This window comes from Salimicrobium humidisoli (assembly GCF_002295105.1).
Classification (GTDB): domain Bacteria; phylum Bacillota; class Bacilli; order Bacillales; family Halobacillaceae; genus Salimicrobium; species Salimicrobium humidisoli.
The window spans coordinates 73,613-97,700 of the sequence record NZ_NSGH01000001.1 but is presented as its reverse complement, the minus strand read 5'-3'; the positions used below and the strand labels follow the sequence as shown (position 1 = coordinate 97,700).

Sequence of the window (24,088 nt, the reverse complement as noted above, 5' to 3'; positions counted from 1 at the left end):
CCATTCCCGTTCTGTAATGGGAGTAACCTAAGAGTATTCCTTCCCTTCACAGGTTTTCCGGACGCACGAAGGTCACGCAACTCCTGTTGTCATGCCTTTCAATGCTCGTTTATCGTGGTCACCGTCACATTTCCTAAAATAAAGAGCAGGGGGTGCCCCTGCTCTTTTCCATACATATTTTTATCAGGCGTTGATCACGATTTTTCCTTTGGCATGGTGCGTTTCACTTAAGCCGTGGGCTTCCTGAAGGCCTTCAGTCGTAAGCGGGTAACGGTGACCGATATTCGCTTTGACTTTTCCGGCTTCCATAAGATCTGCGATTTCCTTGAGCTGTTTGCCGTCCGGCTCAAGCCAGAAGGAAGTCGCTTCGATATCGTTCGCCTTCGCCTTTTCTTCATCCGGCTGACCGGCGATCGTTACGAGACGTCCGCCTTTTTTCAGTACGTCGAACGCTTTGTCCAGAACATCTCCGCCAAGCATATCAAACACGACGTCGTAGTCGTTCAGCACTTCGGCGAAGTCGTCTTTCGTGTAGTCGATGACTTCATCGGCTCCGAGAGATTTAAGGAAATCGACGTTCTTCGTACTTCCGGTCGTCGCCACGTAAGCCCCCATTTCTTTTGCGAACTGGATCGCATAGGAACCGACGCCGCCCGCGCCGGCCTGGATGAGGACTTTCTCTCCTTCCCGGACCCGGGTTACGTCCGTCAGGCACTGCCAGGCAGTAAGACCTGCGAGCGGAGTAGCCGCTCCTTCTTCGAAACTGACGTTTTCCGGAAGCGGAGCAAGAAGACGTTCGGCAACGAGGGTATATTCCGCATACGTTCCTTTTCCGGTCAGGTCGGGACGGGCAAAGACGCGGTCTCCCTTTTGCCAGGAGGTCACTCCTTCTCCCGTCTCAGCGACGATGCCGGCGACGTCCCAGCCGAGAATGAGAGGAAAATCGAACTCCACCATCTGTCTCAGGTATCCTTCGCGGATTTTCCAGTCGATCGGGTTGATCGATGTCGCTTTCGTCTGGACGAGCACCTCGCCTTTTCCAGGGGTCGGTTTTTCAACTTCCTGTTCCTGCAGTTGTTCTTTATGACCATATTCATTGATTACGATCGCTTTCATGTCGTTCACTCCTTTTTGTGAGTAAGAATCTACTCTGAAAGTTAGAGCAATCGGAGGAGAAAGTCAAAAGTCCTGCACAAAACCACGCCCGATATCCCCTTAAAAACCATGTGAAAACCGTCTCTCAATCGCTCCGTATCCCTTTATTTCAAAAGGAAGCGTTTACTTCACCAGGAAACGTCCAAACTGCTTCATGAGTGAACTCAAGCATGTTATAATCATACCAGGATCAAAAAGAAGGAGTGAATGGAATGAACAAACAGCATTTTGAACAAATGAAAAATAAAGGCGGCTTCGTCGCAGCTCTTGACCAGAGTGGCGGAAGCACACCAAAAGCTCTTGCTGCATACGGTGTGGGAGAAGATCAGTACTCCAACGAAGATGAGATGTTCGATCTTGTACATCAGATGAGAACGCGCATCATCACATCTCCTGCCTTCAGCTCTGACAAAATCATCGGTTCGATCCTTTTCGAACAGACGATGGACCGCGAGATCGAAGGTCAGTACACAGGAGACTACCTTGCATCCAAAGGCATCGTTCCTTTCCTTAAAATCGACAGCGGTCTTGCCGAGAAAGAGAACGGCGTTCAGCTGATGAAACCTATCAAAGACCTCGACGAAAAACTTCGCCGCGGCAACGAGCGTAACATTTTCGGTACGAAAGAGCGCTCCGTAATCCATGACCCGAACGCGGAAGGGATCAAAGAACTTGTGAAACAGCAGTTCGAAGTAGCCAAAAAAGTATTGAGCTACGACATGATTCCTATCGTCGAGCCTGAGGTGGACATCGACAGTTCCGATAAAGTGAAGTCCGAGGAAATTCTCAAAGTCGAGCTTAAGAAACATCTCGACGAATTGTCCGAAGATCAGAACGTAATGCTCAAGCTTACGATTCCGACTAATGCGAATACGTACAAAGAACTTACCGGCCACCCGCGCGTTGTTCGCGTCGTAGCGCTTTCCGGCGGTTACTCCCGTGATGAAGCTAACCAGAAACTGAAAGAGAACGACGATATCATCGCAAGCTTCTCCCGTGCGCTCGTAACGGACGTAGAAGTGAAGCAGTCCGATGAAGAATTCAACAACACGCTTCAAAAAGCTGTAGATTCTATTTACGACGCTTCCGTCAATAAAAAATAAACACTGTTATGTAAGCCTGTCCTTTTCGGACAGGCTTTTTGTTTGTGTGAAACTATCTGTCCGGTTTATCCAGACCTTCGCAGCGGGAGGAGCCTTGCGAAGGGTACGATTCCTCCCTAATCGTTACCTTCAGGCCCTTCTTTTCCCTGCGAAGGGCACGATTCCCCGCTGATCGTGACGGTCGGACGATGAAAAAGGCCGCCAAGGGCACGCGGCGCCACACAAAAAAGCCTCTCCCCCGACCGGAGGAGAGGCTTCCATTATTCAGTTGTCGCTTGTAGCCATGCGTCCTGTAAGATTCAGCGTTTCCGTCGTATATTCCTGGATTTCCTGAATCAGCTGGCGGTCATCTGCGAGAGTCACGCCGTACGATGGCACCATTTCTTTGATCTTAGGTTCCCATTCGTCCATGTAGTCCGGGAAGCACTCCTTCATCAGGTCGAACATGATCGATACGGCTGTCGATGCTCCCGGGGATGCCCCGAGAAGAGCTGCAATGGAGCCGTTCGCTCCTGTTACGAGTTCCGTTCCGAACTGCAGTGTTCCCCGTCCTTCTTCTTCCGTGTCTTTCAGCACCTGTACGCGCTGACCGGCCGTAACTAGGTTCCAGTCTTCGCCGACGGCTTCCGGTACGAATTCACGGAGAGCTTCGACACGCTCTTCCTTGGAAAGCATCAGCTGCTGAATAAGATACTTCGTAAGCGGAACGTTTTTCACTCCTGCCGCCATCATCGTAAACAGGTTGTCCCGTTTCACGGAAGTCAGGAGATCGGTAAGAGAGCCTGTCTTCTGGAATTTCGGCGAGAAGCCTGCGAATGGTCCGAACAGAAGGGTTTCTTTTCCGTCAATAAAGCGGGTATCCAGGTGCGGCACGGACATCGGAGGAGCTCCGACCGGTGCTTTGCTGTATACTTTTCCGCGGTGCTGCTTCACGACTTCCGGTTTATCACAGAAGAGGAACTGACCGCTTACCGGGAAGCCGCCGAATCCTTGTCCTTCCGGAATTCCGGACTTCTGAAGAAGGTGGAGACTCCCCCCGCCTCCGCCGACAAATACGAAAGGCGCCTGGTGATGTTCGATCCGCCCTTCTTTTTCGTTACGGACGCGCACTTCCCATTCTCCGTCATCCAGCTGTTTCAGGTCGGTAACTTCCTGGTTGTAACGGACGTCCACGTTTCCGGTAGTTGCGTGTTCAAACAGAAGACGGGTGAGCACACCGAAATTGACGTCCGTGCCGGAGTCGATTTTCGTAGCGGCGATCGCTTCGCCTTCCGGACGGTTGTTCATCATAAGCGGAAGCCAGTTCTTCAATGTTTCAAGGTCTTCTGCATACTTCATCCCTTCAAAAAGTGGATGCGCTATCATTTTCTCGTAACGTTTCCTTAAGAAATCCACGTGATCCTCACCGTGTACGAAGCTGATGTGCGGAACCGGCTGGATGAATTCCTGCGGATCCCTGATAAGACCCTGTTTTACGAGAAACGACCAGAACTGTTTGGATACTTCGAATTTTTCGTTGATACTTACAGCTTTACTGATGTCGATGGAGCCGTCCTCTTTTTCTTTCGTGTAGTTCAGCTCACATAGAGCCGCGTGGCCCGTTCCCGCGTTGTTCCACACGTTCGAGCTCTCCTTGCCCGGTTCATCGAGACGTTCGAATACTTTAATGTTCCACTCAGGAGCCAGTTCCTTCAAAAGCGTTGCCAACGTGGCACTCATAATCCCGGCACCAATCAAAATGACTTCTTTTTGTGTACGTTGATTACTCATATGTCCGATCCTTCTCCCTATGTATTGAAGAAAAGATGCATCGTTGCAGGCCAAGCTTCACTGAATGTACATCTTTCCCAGTATATTTTATTCCATAAACAGTTTACCACTATTGGAAATAAAATTAAATATACAACCCTCGAACCTTCCTATTTATTAAAGAACACCGATAGTGTTAAGCAGAATGACCACGGCTACGGAAATGATGGGGATAAGGATGGCTACGACAAAAATATCACGGTAGCTGTCTTTATGGGTCATTCCTGTAATAGCGAAAAGGGTAAGGACCGCTCCGTTATGCGGAAGTGCGTCCAGTCCGCCCGAGGAGAGGGAGGCTACCCGGTGGAAAGCTTCCGGACTTATACCTGTCTCGAGAGCTATCTGATAGTATTTGGAACCGAGTGCTTCCAGAGCGATCCCCATCCCTCCGGATGCAGACCCCGTCGCTCCCGCAAGAACGTTGACGGCAACCGCCTCCGATATGAGCGGGTTGCCTTTGACACCCATGAGCATTTCCGTCAGACGCTCAAATCCCGGGACTTCCCGGACGACGGTACCGAACCCGACGGCCGCACTCGTATTGATGATCGCGAGTACCGAGCCGCTCGCCCCTTTGTTCATCGCACCGATGAATTTCGCGTACTTCGTAACGTTCAAAAGCATGATCAGAACGATTCCTGAGATAAGGGCGGTGACGATATCCCACTGCAGCAGATTCAGCGTCAGAAGGACGGTCAAAAGCGGCAGTATCGAAAGGAGGAACATCGGCATTTTTTCGTCTTCTCCGAGATTTTCTTTTTCCTCCGGTTCAAAGAAGGTCTCTCCCTTCTCTCTCAGTTTCTGTTCCCGGCGGCGAAGGTAAAGGTAACCGCCGACCGCCATAATGATTCCGGCGATGATTCCCATCACGGGTGCGGCCATGGCATCCGTTTCAAAATACTCCATCGGAATCAGGTTCTGGATCTGCGGCGACCCCGGCAGTGCCGTCATCGTGAAGGTGAAAGCCCCGAGCGCCACGGTAGCCGGTATGAGCTTACGGCTGATATCCGCCTCCCGGAACAGAGACAGGGCCAGAGGATAAACGGCGAATACGACGACGAAGAGGCTCACTCCCCCATACGTCAGAACGGCTGCAGATACGAGCACTCCGAGGATAGCACGGTTCGTTCCGATAACCCTCGTAAAAGCGACCGCAACGGAACGCGCCATTCCCGTGTCCTCCATCAGCTTCCCGAAGATGGCCCCGAGCATGAAAACGGGGAACCATGATTTCGCAAAGTCTACGAACCCTCCCATATACGTATCTTTATAGGCATCGAGTAAATCGAGCCCGCCCGTAAGCGCCACGACTCCGGCAGCAATCGGCGCCACCCAGATGATCGACCATCCGATATAGGCGAGAATCATTAATACGGCGAGTCCAAGAAAAATTCCAAACATGTGTTCACTCCTCCTTTAGTTTACATTCCCTATTTTACTGAGCCGTGTACCCGCCATCGATGACAACCGCCTGACCTGTCACTCCGCGGGCTTTATCACCGGCCAGAAACAGGGCGTAATCCGCCACTTCCTGTACGGAAAGCAGTCGCTTCTGGGGAACGAGGGGATAAATGACGTCTTCCAGAACGTTTTCGAGAGACGTGTTTCTGTTCTCCGCCAGGTCTTCAAGCTGATTCCGGACAAGCGGCGTATCCACATAGCCCGGGCAAAGAGCATTCACCGTAATGCCGTGCTCTGCACCTTCGAGCGACGTCACTTTCGTCAGGCCGATCACCCCGTGTTTCGAGCTGTTGTAGGCGGCCTTGCCGGCAAAGCCGACGAGTCCGTTAATGGAGGACATATTCAGGATACGGCCGCTCCCCTGCTTTTTCATTACCGGAAATACGTGCTTCGTCGCCATGAACGGTGCCACCAGCATCACCCGGTTGATCAGTTCGAATTTTTCTGTCGGAAAATCCTCGACGGACGCCACGTGCTGAAGTCCGGCGTTGTTAATCAGGACGTCGAGCCGGCCGTACGTATCCACTACGTAGTCGATCGCCTGCTGGATCTCTTCTTCTTTCGTTACGTCACAGACTACCCCTTCGCTTTCATATCCTGAATCCTTCAAGGTTCCGGCCGCTTCCTTCACTTTCGCTTCATTAATATCGCTGAGTACGACTACTGCCCCTTCTTTCGCAAAAGCCGCCCCCACTTCATAACCGATACCGCTCGCTGCTCCTGTAATAAATACGATCTGTCCTTTCATTTCGTCTCCTCCTTTTTAATAACCCGCTTCTTTCAGTGATCCGCTCACTTCGAGTGGTGCTTCCGTGCTGTCTATAACATCCCGGACGGTGAATCCTTCCGCCACTTCCTGGAGCACGAGACCTGCGTCCGTTACGTCGATGACAGCCCGGTCCGTTATAATACGGTCCACGACTCCCTTTCCGGTAAGCGGAAGCGTGCATTCCTTCAGTATTTTCGGAGTCCCGTGTTTGCTGACGTGATCCATAATGATGACGATCTTTTTCGCCCCGTGCACGATATCCATCGCGCCGCCCATGCCTTTAATCACTTTGCCCGGAATCATCCAGTTGGCCAGATCCCCGTTCGCTGCCACTTCCATTCCGCCGAGAATCGCAAGGTCCAGATGCTCCCCGCGGATCATCGCGAAGGATTCGGCGCTGCTGCAGTAGGAACCGCTGACAGATGCGGTCACCGTCTCCTTCCCGGCGTTGATCAGATCCGGGTCCACTTCCGATTCATAAGGCGATGGACCGATCCCGAGCAGCCCGTTTTCCGACTGCAGTACCACTTCTTTCCCGGGCTGTATGTAATTCGCCACCATCGTCGGCATACCGATACCTAGGTTTACGTAGAAACCGCTTTCAATTTCGCGTTCGGCTCTTCTTGCTATTTTTTCTCTCTGGACTGCTTTGTCCTGTTTTACAGTGCTCATTCCGACTCCTCCTTCGTTATGCTTCCTGACGCACGGTCAGACGCTCGATTCTTTTCTCCTGCTGTCCTTCGACAAGACCCTGGACGTAAATACCAGGCGTATGAATGTGATCGCCGTCCAGTTCTCCGGGCTCCACAAGCTCTTCGACTTCGGCGATCGTCACTTTCCCGGCTGCCGCTATTTCCGGATTGAAGTTGCGGGCGGTTTTGTTGTAGACGAGATTCCCGAAACGGTCCGCACGCGCTGCCCGGACCAGACTCACATCAGCCGTGAGCGCTTCTTCCAGTACGTATTCTCTGCCGTCAAATTCCCGGATCTCTTTTCCTTCGGCAATCGGTGTTCCGACTCCGGCGGGTGTATAAAAAGCAGGAATCCCTGCACCTCCGGCCCGGATTTTTTCTGCCAGTGACCCCTGCGGCGTAAGTTCGACTTCCAGCTCCCCCGCAAGCACCTGCCGTTCAAACTCCTTGTTTTCTCCGACGTATGACCCGATCATCTTATCAATCTGCTTATTCTCAAGCAGTAGCCCGAGTCCCCAGTCGTCCACTCCGCAGTTGTTGGAGATGACCGTCAGATGTTTCGCTCCGGATTCGACGATACCGAGTATGAGATTCTCCGGAATCCCGACGAGCCCGAACCCTCCTACCATAATAGTGGAATGATCTTTGATTTCCTCGACCGCTTCCTGAAACGTTGTATATATCTTTTTCATATGTTCCACTCCCTTCTCCCTTACTTATGCAAGAATCGTGCCAACTTTCCGGAAGCCGGCAGACAGGGGTATCTCCTTCTCCTTTTCCGGATTTCCGGAAAAATCAAGATACGCTTTCATGAAAACCCTTACATGATGAATAAAAAAACCATTCCGGATTTGCGGAATGGTTTCCGCTTTTCCGGAATGGCTGTTCTGCGAAATGTCACCTGTCAGTCATATACCGTATTTTTTCGCTTTATCATAAAGGCTCGTTTTCCCGATACCGAGACGTGCAGCAGCCGCACCCTTGTCCCCCGAGGTTCTTGTGAGAGCCTGCTCAATCGTCTCTTTCTCCACTCGTTCCAGTATCGTTTTCAGACTTTCCTTTTCGGTGACAGAAGCGGCTGTTATACTCCCGGGAAGGTCGGACACTTCGATGTAAGTCCCGTCCGCCATATGCACCGCCGACTCGATCGTATTTTCAAGTTCGCGTATGTTTCCGGGCCACGAATACCCCTCCAGCACCTGAATGGCCGCTTCGGAGAATCCCTCGACTTTCTTCCTCCTGCTGTCCCCGGTTTTACTGAGGATGTATTTGGCAAGCAGACGGATATCTTCCGGCCGTTCGCGCAAGGGAGGGATATCGACAGACACGACGTTGATCCGGTAGTACAGGTCTTCCCGGAATTCCTGGCGGCTGATCAGTTCCTCGAGCGCCTGATTCGTAGCTGCCACGACGCGTACGTCCACCAGTTCGGACGTCTCCGAGCCGAGCGGTTCCACTTCCCCTTCCTGCAGGGCCCGTAATATTTTCACCTGGGCATGCAGCGGCATGTCCCCGACTTCATCGAGAAAAAGCGTTCCGCCATCGGCGAGCTGGAACTTACCGGCTTTCCCGCCCTTTTTCGCGCCGGTGAACGCCCCTTCCTCATAGCCGAACAGTTCCGCTTCGAACAACTGCTCGGGGATTGCCGCACAGTTCACTTTGATAAAAGGTTTTCCGTTACGCTCGCTTAAATTGTGGAGACTGTGAGCGAAAAGTTCCTTCCCGGTCCCGCTCTCCCCCCGTAACAGCACGGATGCATCCCCTGTCGCCATCTTTCTTACCGTATCTTTCACTTCCATCATCTTCGGGGAATGGGAGACGATGTTATGAAGGGAGTAGGGGGCGCCGGTGTTCTTTTTGAAATTTTCCCGGTAGGACTCAAGCTCCATCAGCAGTTCTTTGACATTCGTGTTCATCACTTTCCACTCGTCCGTATCACGGAACAGCACCATACCGAACGCGCCCGTAAGCTCTCCGTCTTCAAAGACAGGAATGCGGTTGGCGATCATGTAGTCCCCGCGTATGTACTGAAGATCCGCCACCTCTTCCCGGCCCGTTTCCACCACGATATGCATACGCGTGTTTTCGATGACTTCCGTAACGTGTCGTCCTTCGGCTTTTTTCCGGTCCACACCGATAAAATCAGCATACCCGCTGTTTATATAAGTGATGATCCCTTCTTTATCGACTGCGACGATGCAATGTTCCGTACTCCCGAATAACGTCTCGAACATATATTTATTCCGTTCCTCAAATAAAGACATCACAGAACTCCTTTTAGGATAGTTGTTGTCAAAAAGTTTACCACGTCCTGCCTGTGGTGACTACATCGGCCCGGGTGCCGGACATAAAAATACCTGCCCGGAGAATTCCCGGACAGGTACGTCGCCTGAATTTATTATTCCACGGACGTTTCGGCTGCCCGTGAGACGATATGATAGTTTTTATGGTTGACGCAAGTTAGATAGGAAGAGTTCTCCCGTTCCGGAAGTTTTTCCATCACGCGTAAATCGACGATCACTGAATTTGCACATCCGGACGGAACGACTTTCCCCGTCCACTGTTCCTTCTTGCGTGTAAATGTTACGATATCTCCGATCTGAGCTTGCCCGTTCTCTTCTGTAATAGACATTCGAACAACTCCCCTTCTAACATTTTCTCTCATTTTAGGTGGAAACGATTTCAAAATCAAGGGAAATTGTGCAAAAAGTTGCACTTACGCTTTTGTAATATAAACAAAAACCGGACACCACGGGGTCCGGTTCATTGCAAAAATTCATGGAGAGAGGCTTCCAGTTCCTGTGTATCCCTGATGCCCCGCTCATAGAGAGTGGTCAATTTCCCTTTGTTACGCTCGACCCGGCCGACCCCCGGTGCGTAAGACGGGGAAATGACGAATACATTCCCTTTCCGCTCTTCTTCCCTTATGTAGTCCAGTGTTTCGTTATAAACGATGTGCCGTTTCTCCATCGCCCGCAGCAGTCCGGGGTATTCCCGGTACTTGCGCTTCATATACCAGCCGACCGACTGCGGCTTTTTGTAATAATCCCGCACCTGTGTCAGCACGACTACGTTCTTTCTGTTCCCCCGGCTGATAGATCTCATAAGAGGGATGGGGTCGGCAATCCCGCCATCCATCAGCATACGGTTGTTAAACGGAACAGCAGGGGCCACCATCGGCAGAGAACTCGAAGCCCGCATAAGCGTAAGCATATGTTCGTTGTAGTTTTCCTTATCGAAAAATACCGCTTCCCCGGTGATGCAGTCCGTCGTACCGATCTCGAATTCTTCCTTCGCCTGAGCAAATGTATGATAATCAAAAGGTTCCAGCCGGTTCGGCAGCGTATCGAAAAGAAAGTCCATACCGAAAAGCTGCCGTTTTCTGAGAAGATTGCGCAGCGACAGGTAGTCGGGATGCTTTACGTAATCGATGAGTACCGCCCGGTTGCGGTCCAGCTGCCGTGCCACATAGGACGAGCCGTTGCAGGCCCCGGCAGACACACCGTTGACGTAAGGGAGATAGATCCCCGCTTTCATCAGGCGGTTGAGAACCCCGGCTGTGTATATACCGCGGCTCCCTCCTCCTTCCAGAACTAATCCGGTCTGTTCCATAAAATTCCTCCTGTTGCTTCCATTCTACCTTTTTCTATGCAGACGTTTCAACTTTTTACCGGAGAAGGGAGGCCCGTAAAACTGAGCTGATCCCGGCCGTTACGTTTCGCCTGATACATCGCCTGGTCCGCACAATGGTAGACGGCGTCGAATTCCTCCCCGGCGGTGAAGGCGTGGATGCCTGCACTTACGGTGATCTCTTCCTTGATCAGGCTGTCCGTTTCCTTATTCAACCGCTTCAGATGTTCGCAGAACCGGGTGATCCTCGTCTCCACTTCCTCCGGCTCCCCCTGCAGCAAAATCCCGAACTCTTCCCCTCCGAAGCGTGACACGACTTCCCCTTCTTCCCCGAAATGTTCCCCGAGCAGTTCCGACATGGCACGCAGCACCTCGTCCCCTGCCACGTGTCCGTAAGTATCGTTGAAGTTTTTGAAATAATCGATATCCATAAGAACGAACACCCTGTCTTCTCCGGCCCCTGCTTTTTCATACGCGCTCAGAAAAGCATTTCTGTTTTTGAGCCCGGTGAGCGAATCGAGAGAAGCCAAATGCTCGAGTTCACGCTCCACCACTTTCTTCTCGGTTACATCCTTGGCGACGACGAGCCAGATCGGCTGACGTTTCTCTTTCAGTTTCGTTACCGCTATATCGTAAAAACGCTCCCCGGCTTCCACCGAAAACTCTGTGTTTCCGCCTTTTTCCATGGATTTCTCCAATCCTTCCACCTCTTTGAACACCGTAACGGCTCTCTTATGAAGAAGATCTTTCGGACAGACGTCCTTTTTATGAATGTGGGAAGCCATGTCACAAATCGCCCGGTTCGCTTCTATGATGCAGCCGCGGGCGTCGATAAGTAAAATGCCTTCGGACAGATTTTCAAGTACCAGCTGCCGTGACACCGGCCATACCGTATTGAAGTCCCGGTTCCGGTTCGCTATGATCAGCAGAAGGGCCATGGAACCGTATGACAAAGCGAACATCCCCGGCACTTTCACTTCAAGCAGCGACAAAGCCGTAATGGAAACAATCGGGAGAATTACGGCCACCACGGAGAGTCCGAGAGTGGACCGGTAATTTTTCGGGACATCGAACATATTACGCACCAGTAAAAAAACGGTAAGTAAAGAAACGGCGTAGGAGTATGAGCTGAATACGGAGTTCACAGCGGTACTTGTAATGGAAAGTTCCGTGTAGTTCCATACCGTTTCGACCGTAATACTCTCCCGCATCCATCCGTGCCACTTATCCGTAAAAGCGAGGGCGACATCAAGAATAGACGGCACAGCCAGTAACCCTGTGAGCCGGAGTGTCGTCTTCGCTTCTTCCCTGTGCAGCTCTTTCGCATAGCCGAACAGAAGAATCGGAGCGAAAACGATGGAAATCTGCTGGAAATTTCTAAGGACTATCATAGCGTTTCTATTTTCGATATGTAGTTCAAATATAGTAAGAATGATAAAGAGTGAACTTAAAGCTGCCGCCCCCGCCAAAAAATTACGAAGCAGTTTCCGGGGAGATTTCAGCAACGCAACAGCTACGAAAGAGGAACTGATAGCCAGAATCATCAGCAGAAAGGTATAGGGGTCGATCCAGTTCATCTTTGTCTCCTCCGTCCTTGATGGTTCTTTTGTATCATATTACCATAGATAACCGAATAATTTGAATTTGAAACAAAAAAATATCACAATATTTTCCGGTTACACATTTTTTTGTAGTGAAAATATAAAAAAAGAGCGGCCCGGGGCCACTCTCATTTCATATACCTTTCTTCCAGTAAGTAACGGAGCGTGTCGATCTGTGACTGTATTTCCGTGCCGATATTCGTCTCTCTCACAAGCTTCCGCTCCATTTCCTTATCTACGAGACGACGTACGGAAAGAACGTCGATACCGTCTTTCAGCACTTCTTCCCGGGAACTGAATTTCTGATGGGCCACCAGCTGCATACCGAAGGAGTTGAAAAGCAGCGTGTAACCGGCGATCCCCGTCGTGGACTGATAAGCTTTAGAGAAGCCGCCGTCGATGACGACCATCTTCCCGCCGGCTTTCACCGGGTTCTCTCCTTCGATTTCCTTCACCGGCGTGTGGCCGTTGATGATGTGACCCTGGTCCGGGTCCAGATCGAAATCCTCCAGCATCTTCCGGCACACTTCCTCGTTTTCACGCAGATAGTAATACGGATTCTTCTCCTCTTTGTGCGTTGCCTTATCGCTGATGAAGTACCTTTCAAACGTCGTCATTTCCCGCTTGCCGAACAGCGACGAATACTCGCCCGTCCACAGATACCACACCATGTCCGTAGCCAGATCATCCGTCTCTTCGGGATGAGCGAAGCTGTACCGGAGCTTCTCTTCGAACAGGTCGAGAAGATCACGGCCGCCGTAGGTCTGCCCTTCGATTGTCATCGTTTCCATATTGCCGTCCTCGTCAAGCGGAATACAGCCATGAATAAGCAGATTCCCATTGTACTTCAGGTACAGGTTCCCTTTTTTCATGAGAAACTTCATGTGCCGTGTCAGCTTCTCCGAATGCTGGATGGAGAAGAGAAGCTTATCGATAACCTGCTGCTCTTCCTCTAAAAGCCGGGCCGGGTCTTCCGGGTCGATCGTCTGGAAGCAAGGATTCTCAAGCGGGTACGTCTTCCCTTTCAGGTGTATCTCCTCCCGCTCGTAATCGATTTTATCCAGCAGAAGCCTGCCTTCCATATTGAAGCAGCCGCGGCGTTTGATGATCGGACTTTCGAGTTTGAACTGGATCATGGCGATCGCCTGATGAATCTTGGCGATCTGCAGCTGCTCCTGTTCCGTCAGCCGTTCATCCCCCTGAAGTTTCGGGCGGAAGGCAGGATTATCGTCGTAATACTTTTCGGCAAGACTGAGCAGCGGACGCAGATTGATCCCGTAGGCATCCTCGATGATATCCAGATTCGCATAGCGGGCACAGATCCTCAATATATTGGCAAGACAGACTTTGGACCCTGCGTAGGCGCCTATCCACAATACATCGTGGTTCCCCCACTGGATATCGAGGGAATGATAGTCGATGAGGGTATCCATAATTTTGTCCGGCTCCGGGCCCCGGTCGTAAATATCTCCGACGACGTGCAGATGGTCGACGACGAGACGCTGGATCGTGTAGGCCAGTCCGGCGATCAGTTTATCGGACTGACGCAGCGTAATGATCTGTTCCATAATGCTTGAGTAATAGTCGGTTTTATTCGTGTACCGGTCCGTTTTGTAAAGCAGTTCTTCAATGAGAAAAACGAACTGCGACGGCAGAGCTTTCCTCAGTTTGGTGCGCGTATACTTGGAAGAAGCGTAAGGAATCAGCTCAAGCATCCGTTCGATGATCGTCTTGTACCACTCGTTCAGCTCTTCATCACTCGTGAAGGTCCCTTTAATCAGCTTCAGCTTCTCCTCCGGGTAGTAGATGAGCGTTGCGAGCTCGCTGATGTCCTGCTCGCTCAATTCGTCTTTGAAAATATCCCGGATTTTCTCTTTCACTTTTCCGGACCCGTTCCGGAGGACGTGCTGGAAAGCCTGGTACTCCCCGTGCAAATCACTCACGAAATGTTCCGTCCCTTTCGGCAGATTGAGAATCGCTTCCAGATTGATGATTTCCGTAACAACTTCCTCTTCACTGCCGTATTTCTCCGCCAGTAAATCCAGGTATTTTTTACTCACCTGATCACGCTCCTATGTATGTATATTATTTCAATTAGTATAACATAGTGTATATTATGATGACATATTGTGACGGGTGAAAATTGTCCCTATTTTCGCTGCAGTCTTTCATTTCCCTTTTAAAGGAAAGCGGATACATGGTAAAGTTAAAAGAGCTTGTACCATACATAAGGGAGTTTTTCATAATGAAAAAAGTTCTCCGGATCGCCAGTGCGTTCATCGGAATCATCGTCGGGGCAGGATTTGCTTCCGGCCAGGAGATTTTGCAGTATTTCACCAGTTACGGGTACGCAGGAACGATCGGTGCCATCTTCGCTACCGCCATCTTCGCCTATATGGGCATGATGCTGACGAAACTGGGTACGAGAATGAAAGCCACTTCCCACAAAGAAGCCATCTACCGGGTGAGCGGAAAATGGCTCGGTCTCATCGTCGACTACGTCATCATCTTTACGTTGTTCGGTGTCGGAGTGGTCATGATCGCCGGGGCCGGTTCCATACCGAGTCAGCAGTTCGGGCTTCCGAGTGTGCTCGGCACGATTCTGATGAGCGTGCTCGTCGTCGCCACCATTCTGATGAACGTGGAGAAAGTGGTGAACGTCATCGGAAGCATCACCCCTTTTCTCATTGCCACCGTCGTTCTTGTGGCCGTATACAGTATAGCTACGATGGACGGAGGACTCAGCAGTCTTGATGCTACGGCAAAAGCGCAGGACTCGGTCGTTGAAAGTTCCTTCCTGTTTCTGCCGGGCTGGTTCATTTCCGCCCTGAACTACGTATCGTTCAACATCGCCGTCGGGGCATCGATGTCGCTCCTCATGGGCGGTAACGAGGATAATGAACGCACCTCGTCTCTCGGAGGACTGCTCGGAGGACTGTCTCTTGGACTGATGATCGTCCTCAGCCACCTGGCCATCTTCTCGAAAGTGGACGTCGTTGCCAACGTGGACATGCCGATGCTGAAGCTCGTCGACGATATTGCGCCGGGACTCGGGGTTCTGTTTTCCCTCGTACTGTTCGGTATGGTGTTCAACACGGCCATCAGCATGTTTTTCTCTTTGGCTGCGAGATTCACGACGGTCGGTACGAAGCAGCATAAGCAGTTCGTCTTCACTGTCGGCGCTGTGGCACTAGCCCTCAGCTTCGTCGGCTTCACCGACCTTGTAGCTATCTTCTATCCGCTGATCGGGTACATGGGACTGTTTCTGATTGCCGCTCTCATTACCGCTCCGTTCCGCTTAAGTAAAGAAAAAGCGGCAGTGGAAGAACACCGATCCGCTTAAAAGAAACTCCCTGCGTGCGTAACCCTGGGTTCAATGGCCCGGGACGCGTGCAGGGAGTTTTTTTATGAGAAAAATTACACGATAGCCATGAAACGAAAAGGTATAGCAAAAGAACAACACGTCGCTTTCCACGGGCACGGCCTAAGCTTCCCTAATCAGGCAAAGCGCCTGATCAGGGGGATCTTCAGCTCGTGCTGTTCCCGTAGGAGTCTCCGTGTGTTCTAATCATAATGTACACTATTCTATCTCTACCTATATCTCTATTTTTATCAGTGTGCCGCAATAAGAAGAGCCAATGCGGCTCCACTCTGACGATATTAAAACGGCACTTCGTTCTTGTGATTCAAGGTATAGTCGATCAACTTGATTTGAAATTCTGTCTCATTCCCTGTAAGTAAATAATTCTCATCAAAATGAACGAAATCACGGAATTCATTGTTCATTAACCATTCAAACCCACCGCTTGCATAGTCCTGAGCTTTGGTAATTATATCTTTATAGGTACCCGCGACGTTTTCATCATCATAGTAGATAGACTTTAGTACAGTCCATTCATGTTGAGATAACGTATTAGCTTGAAACAACTCATGTTTATTCTTTAAGCTTTGTTTATACCCCTTTCTTTTACCTGTTATTGCACAATAAACGAAGAATTGACTATTCTTGGAAAAGAAATTTCTTCCTAACTTTTGATAAATGCTAAACTGTTCGTCAGGAACAAATATTCTAAGCTGACCTATTTCCTCCATTTACTTTTTTACACCTCCAATTTCCTGTTTCTCCCTGATTACTGTCATTCCAGCTTCTTGCGACTCTAACTCATAAAATTTCCCCAGAACTCCGAACTCTTCAAACTTCTTCTTCTCTTCTTCACCGAATTCCCTGCCAGTTACCAATAGCACCCACTGAGAACAGATTTGCGGGAGGTAATCGATTAAATTTTTCTGATGCATCTCACTTAACCTCCCGAAAGGTGTATCCATCAACAAAGGCATTTCCAGCGTAGAATCTCCCCCTGCTACTTGAGCAAGCGCAGTAATGAAGCTCAAAGACAGAACCTGTCTCTGACCCTGAGAAATATTGGCGAGGAAAGGTTGATTATATGCATTATAAACTTCGATTGAGTAATCTTTGTTTATTTTCACACGGCTTATCATCGACTGGCCGGATGCATCCAATAGATATTGCAGGTTCTGTTGGGCTGCCCTTTCCAGTTCCTCAATCATTTCCTTTTCAAAAGTTGCGATTAATCCGGACATCGTTTGGAGAGAACGATCCAGTAAATCATTTTTTTCCAGAAGTTTAGAACGTACCCCGCTTCTTTTTTCTAACTCTTTTAAATGAGATTTCCCATTCTTTATCGTCTCAGTTAAACTGGTGAGCTGACTTTGAAGCCTTTCACGTTGATTTTCTGCCTCGTCTATTTTTCTATGAAGTTCTTTTCTTTTATCATTCAAATGCTGCATTTCGCCTTCCGCTGAATCTGACAGACGATTATTCAATTTCTCCAGTTTTACTTGATTTTCTTCCTTTTCATAACTCATCTGGTTAATATCGGTAAGTTGCAGTTCTATAACGTCCTTTCGACCACTCAAAAAATCAAATAAGGAATTTAATGCTTCCAACAATTCGTGGGACGTTTTATTTTCTTCGTATTCTTTGACGGAAGCTTCCAGGCTTTTAAGTTCTTGAAGTTGCTCCTGGTTCTTCGATAAATCCGTACCACAAATACACTGCATATCACTCACAAGTTGTTGGACAAATGAAGAAGATATACCTGAAAAATCCTGATTCTCTAATTCTTTTTTCAGTTTAGCCTGCACAAGCTCAAGTGTGTCTTCTCCCATCATCAGTGGCAGATAGTCATTGAAAACCCGGAGTTGCATTGTTTTCTCTTCAATCTTTGCCTCAGCTTTTTTTACTTCCTGCTCTAACTGATCACGACTATTTAGAAGGGCACTCATGGATTCGAATTCACTCAACTTCTGGTTCACGTTGTTTAATTCATTTTCCATAGTTGAACTATATTCTTCGTTATTTTCTTTTTCTAGTAATAAATCGGCATATTCCTTTTCTCTTTTCTCCAGCTCATGCAATGCCTTTTTGTACTCTCCACTTGAATATTTACTAAGTTCGGCATTCGCTTTCGACTTAACTTCTTTCAGAACTGCTTCCGTTTTAAAGACATCATCTATTTTCAACAAATTTTTAATTCCGGTAGAGATCTCTTTTCGTTGTTGGTGTGATACTCTCGTTAACCTTTCAATTCTTTCTCCATCAAAAAAGAAGTAGTTCTTTACACGTTCATCGATAAATTGTTGTATCTGTAACGATATATCTTCTTCTCCGATCCACTCTTCTCCTGAAGTAATACCTTTTAATTTCTGACCTGCCCGTTGTTCGGTAACTTTATCGTTAATGAGACCCCCTACCAACTTCCGGCTAATTACATACTGCTGAGAATTGTGGGAAAAAGTGAGCGTTACTTCTGCTTCTACGTTGTCGTTACTTTCTTTAATCGCCTTAAGATTCACTAGGTTTAAAGAAGCTTCATCGGTATCTTGATTCAGTTTTTCGTCACCAAACAAAGCGAATAACATTGCACGGTAAATTCCAGTTTTTCCACGCCCATTTTCTCCTAAAATAACAGTTACAACTTCTTGATTTTCACCTTGGGCAAAGTCAATTGTTTGTCTGCCATAGTATTGGCGGAAATTTTTCATTGTTAATGATTCTATCTTCATTCTGGATCACCTGATCCTTCGCTTAAGTTTTTATCTATAAAACGACTAACTTTCTTAGCATGGGCCATAGCAGAAATATTCTTCTCTTCTACTTGGGTTATAGTGTGGACAATCAATTCTTTAACATCTGCGTCTTCCTCTTCAAGTAATGAAGAAATGTGAGCCACAAGTCTATTGTTCATAAGCTAACGTCACTCCAATCTTTAAGCAGAATTTCATCTCCATCTAACTGAAAGGGGGCCTCCCCTTCTTCTAACAACACTTCTGTTTCTGCTAATAACTTGCCACCATTCGAATATTTAATATCATTAAGATATTTTTTAAAAGAGTTTAATTTAGCAGATCCAGAAAATTCTTTCTGAAGCAAATATTCTATAAATTTTGCATCTGAAGAAATGGAAGAATAAACAGGAGTCACAATTGCGTCATATGAACCTATCAAATTCCAGCGGTCTGACTTTTTCAATAAATGTCTTAATAAATCTTCACTCCACTCTATTTGGTTCTTCAAAGGAGGAAGACTCTCTTCATCTATCAATTCATCAATAAATACATAATCTCTGTTTCTCATTTTTGAAATCTTTTCAAATAGATTCGTAACTGATCGTTCCAGGTCCTCTTTCATCTTTGGTCCATAGCCAATGGTGTCTGCGTGAACATATTCTCCGTATTCACCTTGAGCGTAGTAAAGAATTGTACTGGAATGGCCTAGGACTGCATCCAAGTATCTATCATTCTCCCCGAGCATGTCAGTGATCCACTGCTCTACTTCTTCTCTCGACACTATGTCCTCTTCTTTTTTGATGTAGTCGTCAATTAGCCTATTACCAAAGACGTTATTTATCTCTATTCCTTTTTTCAAAATGTAAGGGAATCTGCCCATTTTCAATACATCACCAAACATTTCTTTTAACAGGGAGTACAACAAACGCCTGCTGGTTATTCGTAAACTTCTTAAAACCAACTCGTTTTCCTGATAAAAAGCATCGATGAACGCTACAGGACTCTCTTCTAATTTATCAGTAATTTGATCAGCTACGAACTGTAAGTCTTCAGGTTTTATGTGACTATAATCCGATAGCAACCCATACTCCTCCCGGTCCAGTACAACAATTTCTTTGTTTTTAGCCAAAGCTTGACTCAAACTAAATTTCTTCCACCCTCTGTTACTCAAAAATTCATTCTCTAGTTCTGAGATAGTGGCGTTACCACCGTTATTTTCTAGGTATTCTCTTATATACTCGCCATTGCTTTTTCTTTCTTCTCCAACAGGGTGGATTGTTGGAAATTTACTAAAAGACAAATATTCATTTCCTTGTTTTCTCATTAAAGAGTACAGAGCATATTCACTCATAATACCCTGTTCTTTCAACTCTTCTTCAAAATTTTCATACACCTTGGTGACTTTCACAGAGCCATTTTTTTTCACCAAATTAACTGCCATTTGAATAGCTCTATTTAGGATTGATTGATTAACAGTTATAAAATTTTCATGAATGTAAATTCCTCGGTCCCACAGTAGAATAGAACTAGCTACGTCTTCACGCAATGCTATGGAATTAAAAGACCTCTCCCCCTTAAATTGACCCGGCATGAAATCGTTAGCTTTTTCTATAAGTTCTTCTTCTTGACCGTAGATCTCTGCACCCTCCGGATATTGCAACATGACCATCTCTACTACATCTTTCTTACTTATCGATTTTAGTATCCCCTGGTCCTCGGCCAACCAATTTACTTCCCCTTCAGCAACTCTTTTTATAAATTCAACTGAACACCCTACCTCTACAGCTTTTTCTTCACAGTATTCCCTTAATTTTTGGAAATTGATAACCCGAAGATGGAACGTCTCTTTAAGTTCTTTTTTTATTTCTTCTTTCATTCCTCTGAGTTCATGTTCATCTAACCTACTAATATATACTTTCTCCGAGGAAGCAACGGTTGTAAGCCCTAATTTTTCAATTCCCTGAAGAATTATATAGTGTAGCAGCGAATGTGTATGGAGATAATCTTCAACGAACATTTTTTTACTTTTTTGTTCATTATGAAGTACAAAATCAATGAAAGGCTGGACGAGAGTAGCTATGCGAGCGTCCCCTTTTGCAAAAATCTGACGAACCCCTTCTCTGGTCATCCCTAACTCATTACCCAGTTCTTCTAATGTGAGATGCTCGCCTCTAAGGCTTGCGTGGTACCGTTTTTTAGTGAGATAAAAATATCTAGTAGGAATTTTTTCTTTTTTTGCAGCTTCCTCATTTTCCATTGCATTATCAAGCCTGGCCATTAATTGTTGAAATAGATGTTTTTTATATTCTTCAGGGCTCAGGTTTTCTAATTCTTTTCTCTTCTCTTCTTCTTGAATAAAATTAGATAAGTGCTTGAAAATTATTTCTACCTTTTTATTTCCTACACCCTTAATTTTACGAACTGTAATAAAATCGGATGGAAGGTCCCCTAGAGTTTTGGTGCCGGAGGCCTTCAATTGTTCAACTGCATTCTCAGCCCCTGAGAAAAACGCTCCATTCAATTCCACGTCCTTCAAGTTTTCAGGTACCTTTATCTTTTCTCTATCAAAATAAATTATATTTCCTTCTATACCATCCACTTTATTTACTTTGTCTATTTCTTGTTTCTCGCCTGCAATCTGTTGTAACTGATGCCAAAATTTCTTAATAGTTTTTTCGCCAGTTTGACTCATCTTTTCATGGACATTGTCGAGACTGAAATCGATATCTTCCAATTTCTTTACACCAAGGTTGTTAAACTGACGCAATAAATTATCGCAGCCTTCCACCCCTATCCTCCATAAAGACTTTTCAGCTATGACTGCGGGAATCCTCATTTTTTCCATTTTGTAATGAAGCATGGTGTCTTCTTTGGATTCAGATGTCTTTTCTGCAGGTTTTTCCGACTTTTCTTCTACCCAGTTGTTATTGGTTCCAGTGAGCCAATTCAACGAATCTAACAGTATTTTGTCTAAGGTTTCCACATTCGTAATATTTCGGTTCTCGAGCTTTTTCGCCTCTTTAACGGAAGCAATATCTCTAATTTTTTTACCACCTGCGTTATGCACACGAATAATATACCTGTCGCTACCTTGCGTGGTTGGTTGAAATTTCTCGAGATTCCCTGTAAACCTTACTCCCCAAAAGAAGAGAGCTTCCACAGTGTTAAGAAAAGACTCCTTGGATTCTTTATAAACCTCTCTTAATTTCTCTTCTGTAATATCTCCAAAGGTAGAACAACCCGTTAAATTCGAAAGTATCGGATCAAACGTCTGGTACAAAGTTACTTTTTCTAAATGATGAGGCATTCTAAGTTGCCCATTTGACACCCAGTCCCTGGCCTCTAATACCTCTAAAGAAACGGAAAAACTTACCATTGTATCTTCAGGAGCTTCTACATCTTTACTTACTATGTCTGAATTTTCTTTGTTCGTTTCTTCTTTCTCCAGCTGTTTATAATCCTCTGGTTTCTCTTGAAAATTTTTATTGAGCAGAAACCAGGCAGGCTGGTTGTTGGTCGCCCTCCCCCCTTTTTTAGCGAAACGGAAGTAGAGGTGACGTTGCTTTAAGGCAAAGAGCTTATCTTTTATACTCCAGTCTCCTATAATCCACAAAGCACCATTTTTATCGCGTTTATCTACGTACTCCATTCCTTCTTCATCCAAGTATTTAAATAAAAAGAATTCTTCCTCAGAATTTTCCTCTTGTTCAAATTTCTCGGAATCCGCTTCTTCAGATTTAGATAAAGCATCTCTTTCTTTTTTTATTTCTTCCAATTGGTTCTGTAATTCACGTTTCATTTCATCCATTTGGTGAAAGCTTTGTTCTACAAAGGGTTGAACTAACTCTTTCACTTTCTCCTCAGACAACTCTGATTCTTTGTGTTTCGGCTCGGGTAACTTATATATAGGAGCTTCGAAATCGTAGCTCCCATACACCTGCATGTACCAGACACTGATATCAAAAAGGTAACGGTGAGCCTTGAACCCGTCCTCATATGTTGCAGCGTGAATGTCGTGAGCAGCTTTATTACCTTTCTTTCTGACCCATTCAAGCTTCGCGTATATTTCCCCTTCTACGGCGTTTTGACGATATAACCTATAAATTCGCTCGACGTGTTTAAGCGGGACTACTTTCTCTAATTCTTCCTGCTTGCTTACAATCTTCATCAGATTTTCCGTATAAAGCCTGGCTTGAATCAATACTGATTGAGGTTGAGAAAATAAACTCGCTTCTATATCTTTCGTTAACGTATATAGATCTTCCGAAATCGTATTTACAAATCCGAAAAGATGTGTTCCGCTCATCGTTAAGCTCCTCCTTGATGTATTATATGAGCATTAAAGCAATAAAATTAATTATGAATACATTAGCTCTATTTCCATTTTAACGGGAATCCACAAATTTAAATAATTATTATTGAACTTTTTGTAAGGGGTTACAAAAAAATGATGAGGATTTGTACCGGTTAGAAAACATTTCTTATATGGACACGTGCACTACTTTTTCGTTAATCTCTTTCAAAACAAGAGAAACTTCCTCGCCATTTCCAGAAGTGACCCGGTCCGTAAATAGCATTCCCATAATCGGTACATTACCGGCATCCTCAAAGTATTCCCCTGACTTATTCTTTGCAAATGTGGTGTAGTCAAGCAGTTCCCGGAGTCCCGTGATGGCGTAGTCCCGGCTGGTGGTGTGCTTCACTTCACCGATAACGACTTTTCTCAATTGATAGTCTTCTTTGTTATACATCTCCACTATTATGTCAGGACGTCCTCTCCAATACATTGAGGAGTCGAACCCTTTTTCGAAAAACTGGTGAGCCAGTTTTGCTGCATGTTGCTGAGAAGCTAATTTACGATCGAGGAAGGGGTGATAATGGTTTGCGATTTCCTTCGTACTTACAGAAAAATTAAGCTCTGAGGAGCCGTCCGAATCATGATAGATCTTGTGCAAGTAAGTTTCATCTTCCCACTCGGCCACAAGATTATTTTTGCCATCCAGAATGTTCAACTGAGCCTTTTTCGTGTTTGTTTCAATTAGTCGGACCACCCAGTATAGCTCAAACAATACCGATTCTTCCTCTGGAAATATAAAAGTCTCCCTGAGAAGATGCCGAATATCTTCCTCGCTCATCTCTCCCTCTCTGATTTCCCTATACTGGTGTAAAAGAAAGGCTGCCCTTCGATATAAAGGGTTGCGATGCTTCAATGTATCGATGACCATTCGATCGGTCACTTTTGCCTGGTCTTTGCTTACACGCGATAAATACACGTTTTTTGTAAGTATTTGACGAACTACCAGTTTTAGATTTTTCCATTCCTGAAACCATGTGTACTTCTCGTAGTGTTTATTATCAATCACATGAAAAAGAATCGTGTCCAGCACTTGAAGGAGTTCCAGCAAAACTTGATTCTCTTTTATAGCATATTCCCGGTTCCTTTCATTCACCGCAAAAATTGAACGGTCCCTGGCATTTTTCGATAATCTTTCATTAATGGTTCTCGGCCAGTTCACCTGCCCCTTTATTTTCCCGTGATACGTATCCTGCTTTAGTGTGGTGGAGGTTTTAAATCTTCGAATAAGGGCTGGGAGTTCTCTCACGAATTCCTTCACTTCCTCCTGCATTAAAAAATGTATTTGCAGCAGCTGATCCAAGTTGGAAATCTCCAAATCCGTCTTTTCAATAAATGAGTTGAGCCCTACTTTCCCCGATTTAAGATAAACGACGAGAAAGTCACTGATTTCTTCTATGAGTTCTTCTGCACTTCGCTTCATA

The 24,088-nt window shown here is 46.6% G+C and carries 18 protein-coding genes; 2 read left to right on the top strand and 16 right to left on the bottom strand.

Annotated elements, in window-relative coordinates:
* Positions 1-183: 183 nt before the first annotated feature.
* Entirely contained in the window at positions 184-1,116 is a 933-nt protein-coding gene (locus CKW00_RS00435) for an NADP-dependent oxidoreductase (protein WP_095820875.1), read from the bottom strand.
* A gap of 251 nt (positions 1,117-1,367) precedes the next feature.
* On the opposite strand from CKW00_RS00435, the gene CKW00_RS00430 reads away from it, so the two are divergent.
* On the top strand, positions 1,368-2,258 hold the full coding sequence (locus tag CKW00_RS00430) for a fructose bisphosphate aldolase (protein WP_095820874.1): 891 nt from the start codon (positions 1,368-1,370) through the stop codon (positions 2,256-2,258).
* A 264-nt stretch (positions 2,259-2,522) separates the two neighbouring features.
* On the opposite strand, the gene mqo is transcribed toward CKW00_RS00430, so the two are convergent.
* The 10 genes from mqo to CKW00_RS00380 form a co-directional block, all read right to left on the bottom strand.
* Positions 2,523-4,028: a malate dehydrogenase (quinone) gene (gene mqo / locus CKW00_RS00425; RefSeq protein WP_198951608.1), complete on the bottom strand. Its 1,506-nt coding sequence runs from the start codon at positions 4,026-4,028 to the stop codon at positions 2,523-2,525.
* A gap of 156 nt (positions 4,029-4,184) precedes the next feature.
* A complete protein-coding gene (locus CKW00_RS00420) occupies positions 4,185-5,468 on the bottom strand; it encodes a GntP family permease (RefSeq protein ID WP_095820873.1) in 1,284 nt (427 codons plus the stop codon).
* Positions 5,469-5,502: 34 nt separating this feature from the next.
* A complete protein-coding gene (locus tag CKW00_RS00415; protein ID WP_095820872.1) occupies positions 5,503-6,276 on the bottom strand; it encodes a 3-hydroxybutyrate dehydrogenase in 774 nt (257 codons plus the stop codon).
* A gap of 15 nt (positions 6,277-6,291) precedes the next feature.
* On the bottom strand, positions 6,292-6,969 hold the full coding sequence (locus CKW00_RS00410) for a 3-oxoacid CoA-transferase subunit B (RefSeq protein WP_095820871.1): 678 nt from the start codon (positions 6,967-6,969) through the stop codon (positions 6,292-6,294).
* A gap of 16 nt (positions 6,970-6,985) precedes the next feature.
* Positions 6,986-7,681 carry a CoA transferase subunit A gene (locus tag CKW00_RS00405; RefSeq protein WP_095820870.1) on the bottom strand — a complete coding sequence of 232 codons (696 nt, stop codon included), beginning with the start codon at positions 7,679-7,681 and terminating at the stop codon, positions 6,986-6,988.
* Between the two features lie 216 nt (positions 7,682-7,897).
* Positions 7,898-9,253 carry a sigma-54 interaction domain-containing protein gene (locus tag CKW00_RS00400; protein WP_095820869.1) on the bottom strand — a complete coding sequence of 452 codons (1,356 nt, stop codon included), beginning with the start codon at positions 9,251-9,253 and terminating at the stop codon, positions 7,898-7,900.
* Positions 9,254-9,387: 134 nt separating this feature from the next.
* Positions 9,388-9,621: a YkvS family protein gene (locus CKW00_RS00395; RefSeq protein WP_095820868.1), complete on the bottom strand. Its 234-nt coding sequence runs from the start codon at positions 9,619-9,621 to the stop codon at positions 9,388-9,390.
* 131 nt (positions 9,622-9,752) lie between these two features.
* Positions 9,753-10,601 carry a patatin-like phospholipase family protein gene (locus CKW00_RS00390; protein ID WP_095820867.1) on the bottom strand — a complete coding sequence of 283 codons (849 nt, stop codon included), beginning with the start codon at positions 10,599-10,601 and terminating at the stop codon, positions 9,753-9,755.
* A 47-nt stretch (positions 10,602-10,648) separates the two neighbouring features.
* Positions 10,649-12,196 carry a histidine kinase N-terminal 7TM domain-containing diguanylate cyclase gene (locus CKW00_RS00385; protein ID WP_095820866.1) on the bottom strand — a complete coding sequence of 516 codons (1,548 nt, stop codon included), beginning with the start codon at positions 12,194-12,196 and terminating at the stop codon, positions 10,649-10,651.
* Between the two features lie 152 nt (positions 12,197-12,348).
* Positions 12,349-14,280, bottom strand: a complete 1,932-nt coding sequence (locus tag CKW00_RS00380) for a fructose-1,6-bisphosphatase (RefSeq protein ID WP_095820865.1) — start codon at positions 14,278-14,280, stop codon at positions 12,349-12,351.
* Positions 14,281-14,465: 185 nt separating this feature from the next.
* Here CKW00_RS00380 and CKW00_RS00375 point away from each other — a divergent pair, with 185 nt between their 5' ends.
* Positions 14,466-15,563: a YkvI family membrane protein gene (locus CKW00_RS00375; RefSeq protein WP_095821042.1), complete on the top strand. Its 1,098-nt coding sequence runs from the start codon at positions 14,466-14,468 to the stop codon at positions 15,561-15,563.
* Positions 15,564-15,880: 317 nt separating this feature from the next.
* Here CKW00_RS00375 and CKW00_RS00370 read toward each other — a convergent pair whose 3' ends face one another.
* The 5 genes from CKW00_RS00370 to CKW00_RS00350 form a co-directional block, all read right to left on the bottom strand.
* On the bottom strand, positions 15,881-16,312 hold the full coding sequence (locus CKW00_RS00370) for a hypothetical protein (RefSeq protein WP_095820864.1): 432 nt from the start codon (positions 16,310-16,312) through the stop codon (positions 15,881-15,883).
* On the bottom strand, positions 16,313-18,307 hold the full coding sequence (locus tag CKW00_RS00365) for an AAA family ATPase (RefSeq protein ID WP_095820863.1): 1,995 nt from the start codon (positions 18,305-18,307) through the stop codon (positions 16,313-16,315).
* Entirely contained in the window at positions 18,304-18,489 is a 186-nt protein-coding gene (locus CKW00_RS00360) for a hypothetical protein (protein WP_095820862.1), read from the bottom strand. The genes CKW00_RS00365 and CKW00_RS00360 overlap by 4 nt, the downstream gene beginning before the upstream one ends.
* The gene (locus CKW00_RS00355; RefSeq protein ID WP_095820861.1) at positions 18,486-22,616 is read right to left on the bottom strand and encodes a hypothetical protein; all 4,131 of its coding nucleotides are present in this window, start codon (positions 22,614-22,616) and stop codon (positions 18,486-18,488) included. Before CKW00_RS00355 ends, CKW00_RS00360 begins: the two co-directional genes overlap by 4 nt.
* 175 nt (positions 22,617-22,791) lie before the next feature.
* Positions 22,792-24,087 (bottom strand): hypothetical protein, encoded by a 1,296-nt coding sequence (locus CKW00_RS00350; protein ID WP_095820860.1) that lies wholly within the window; start codon positions 24,085-24,087, stop codon positions 22,792-22,794.
* Between the last annotated feature and the right edge of the window lies 1 nt (position 24,088).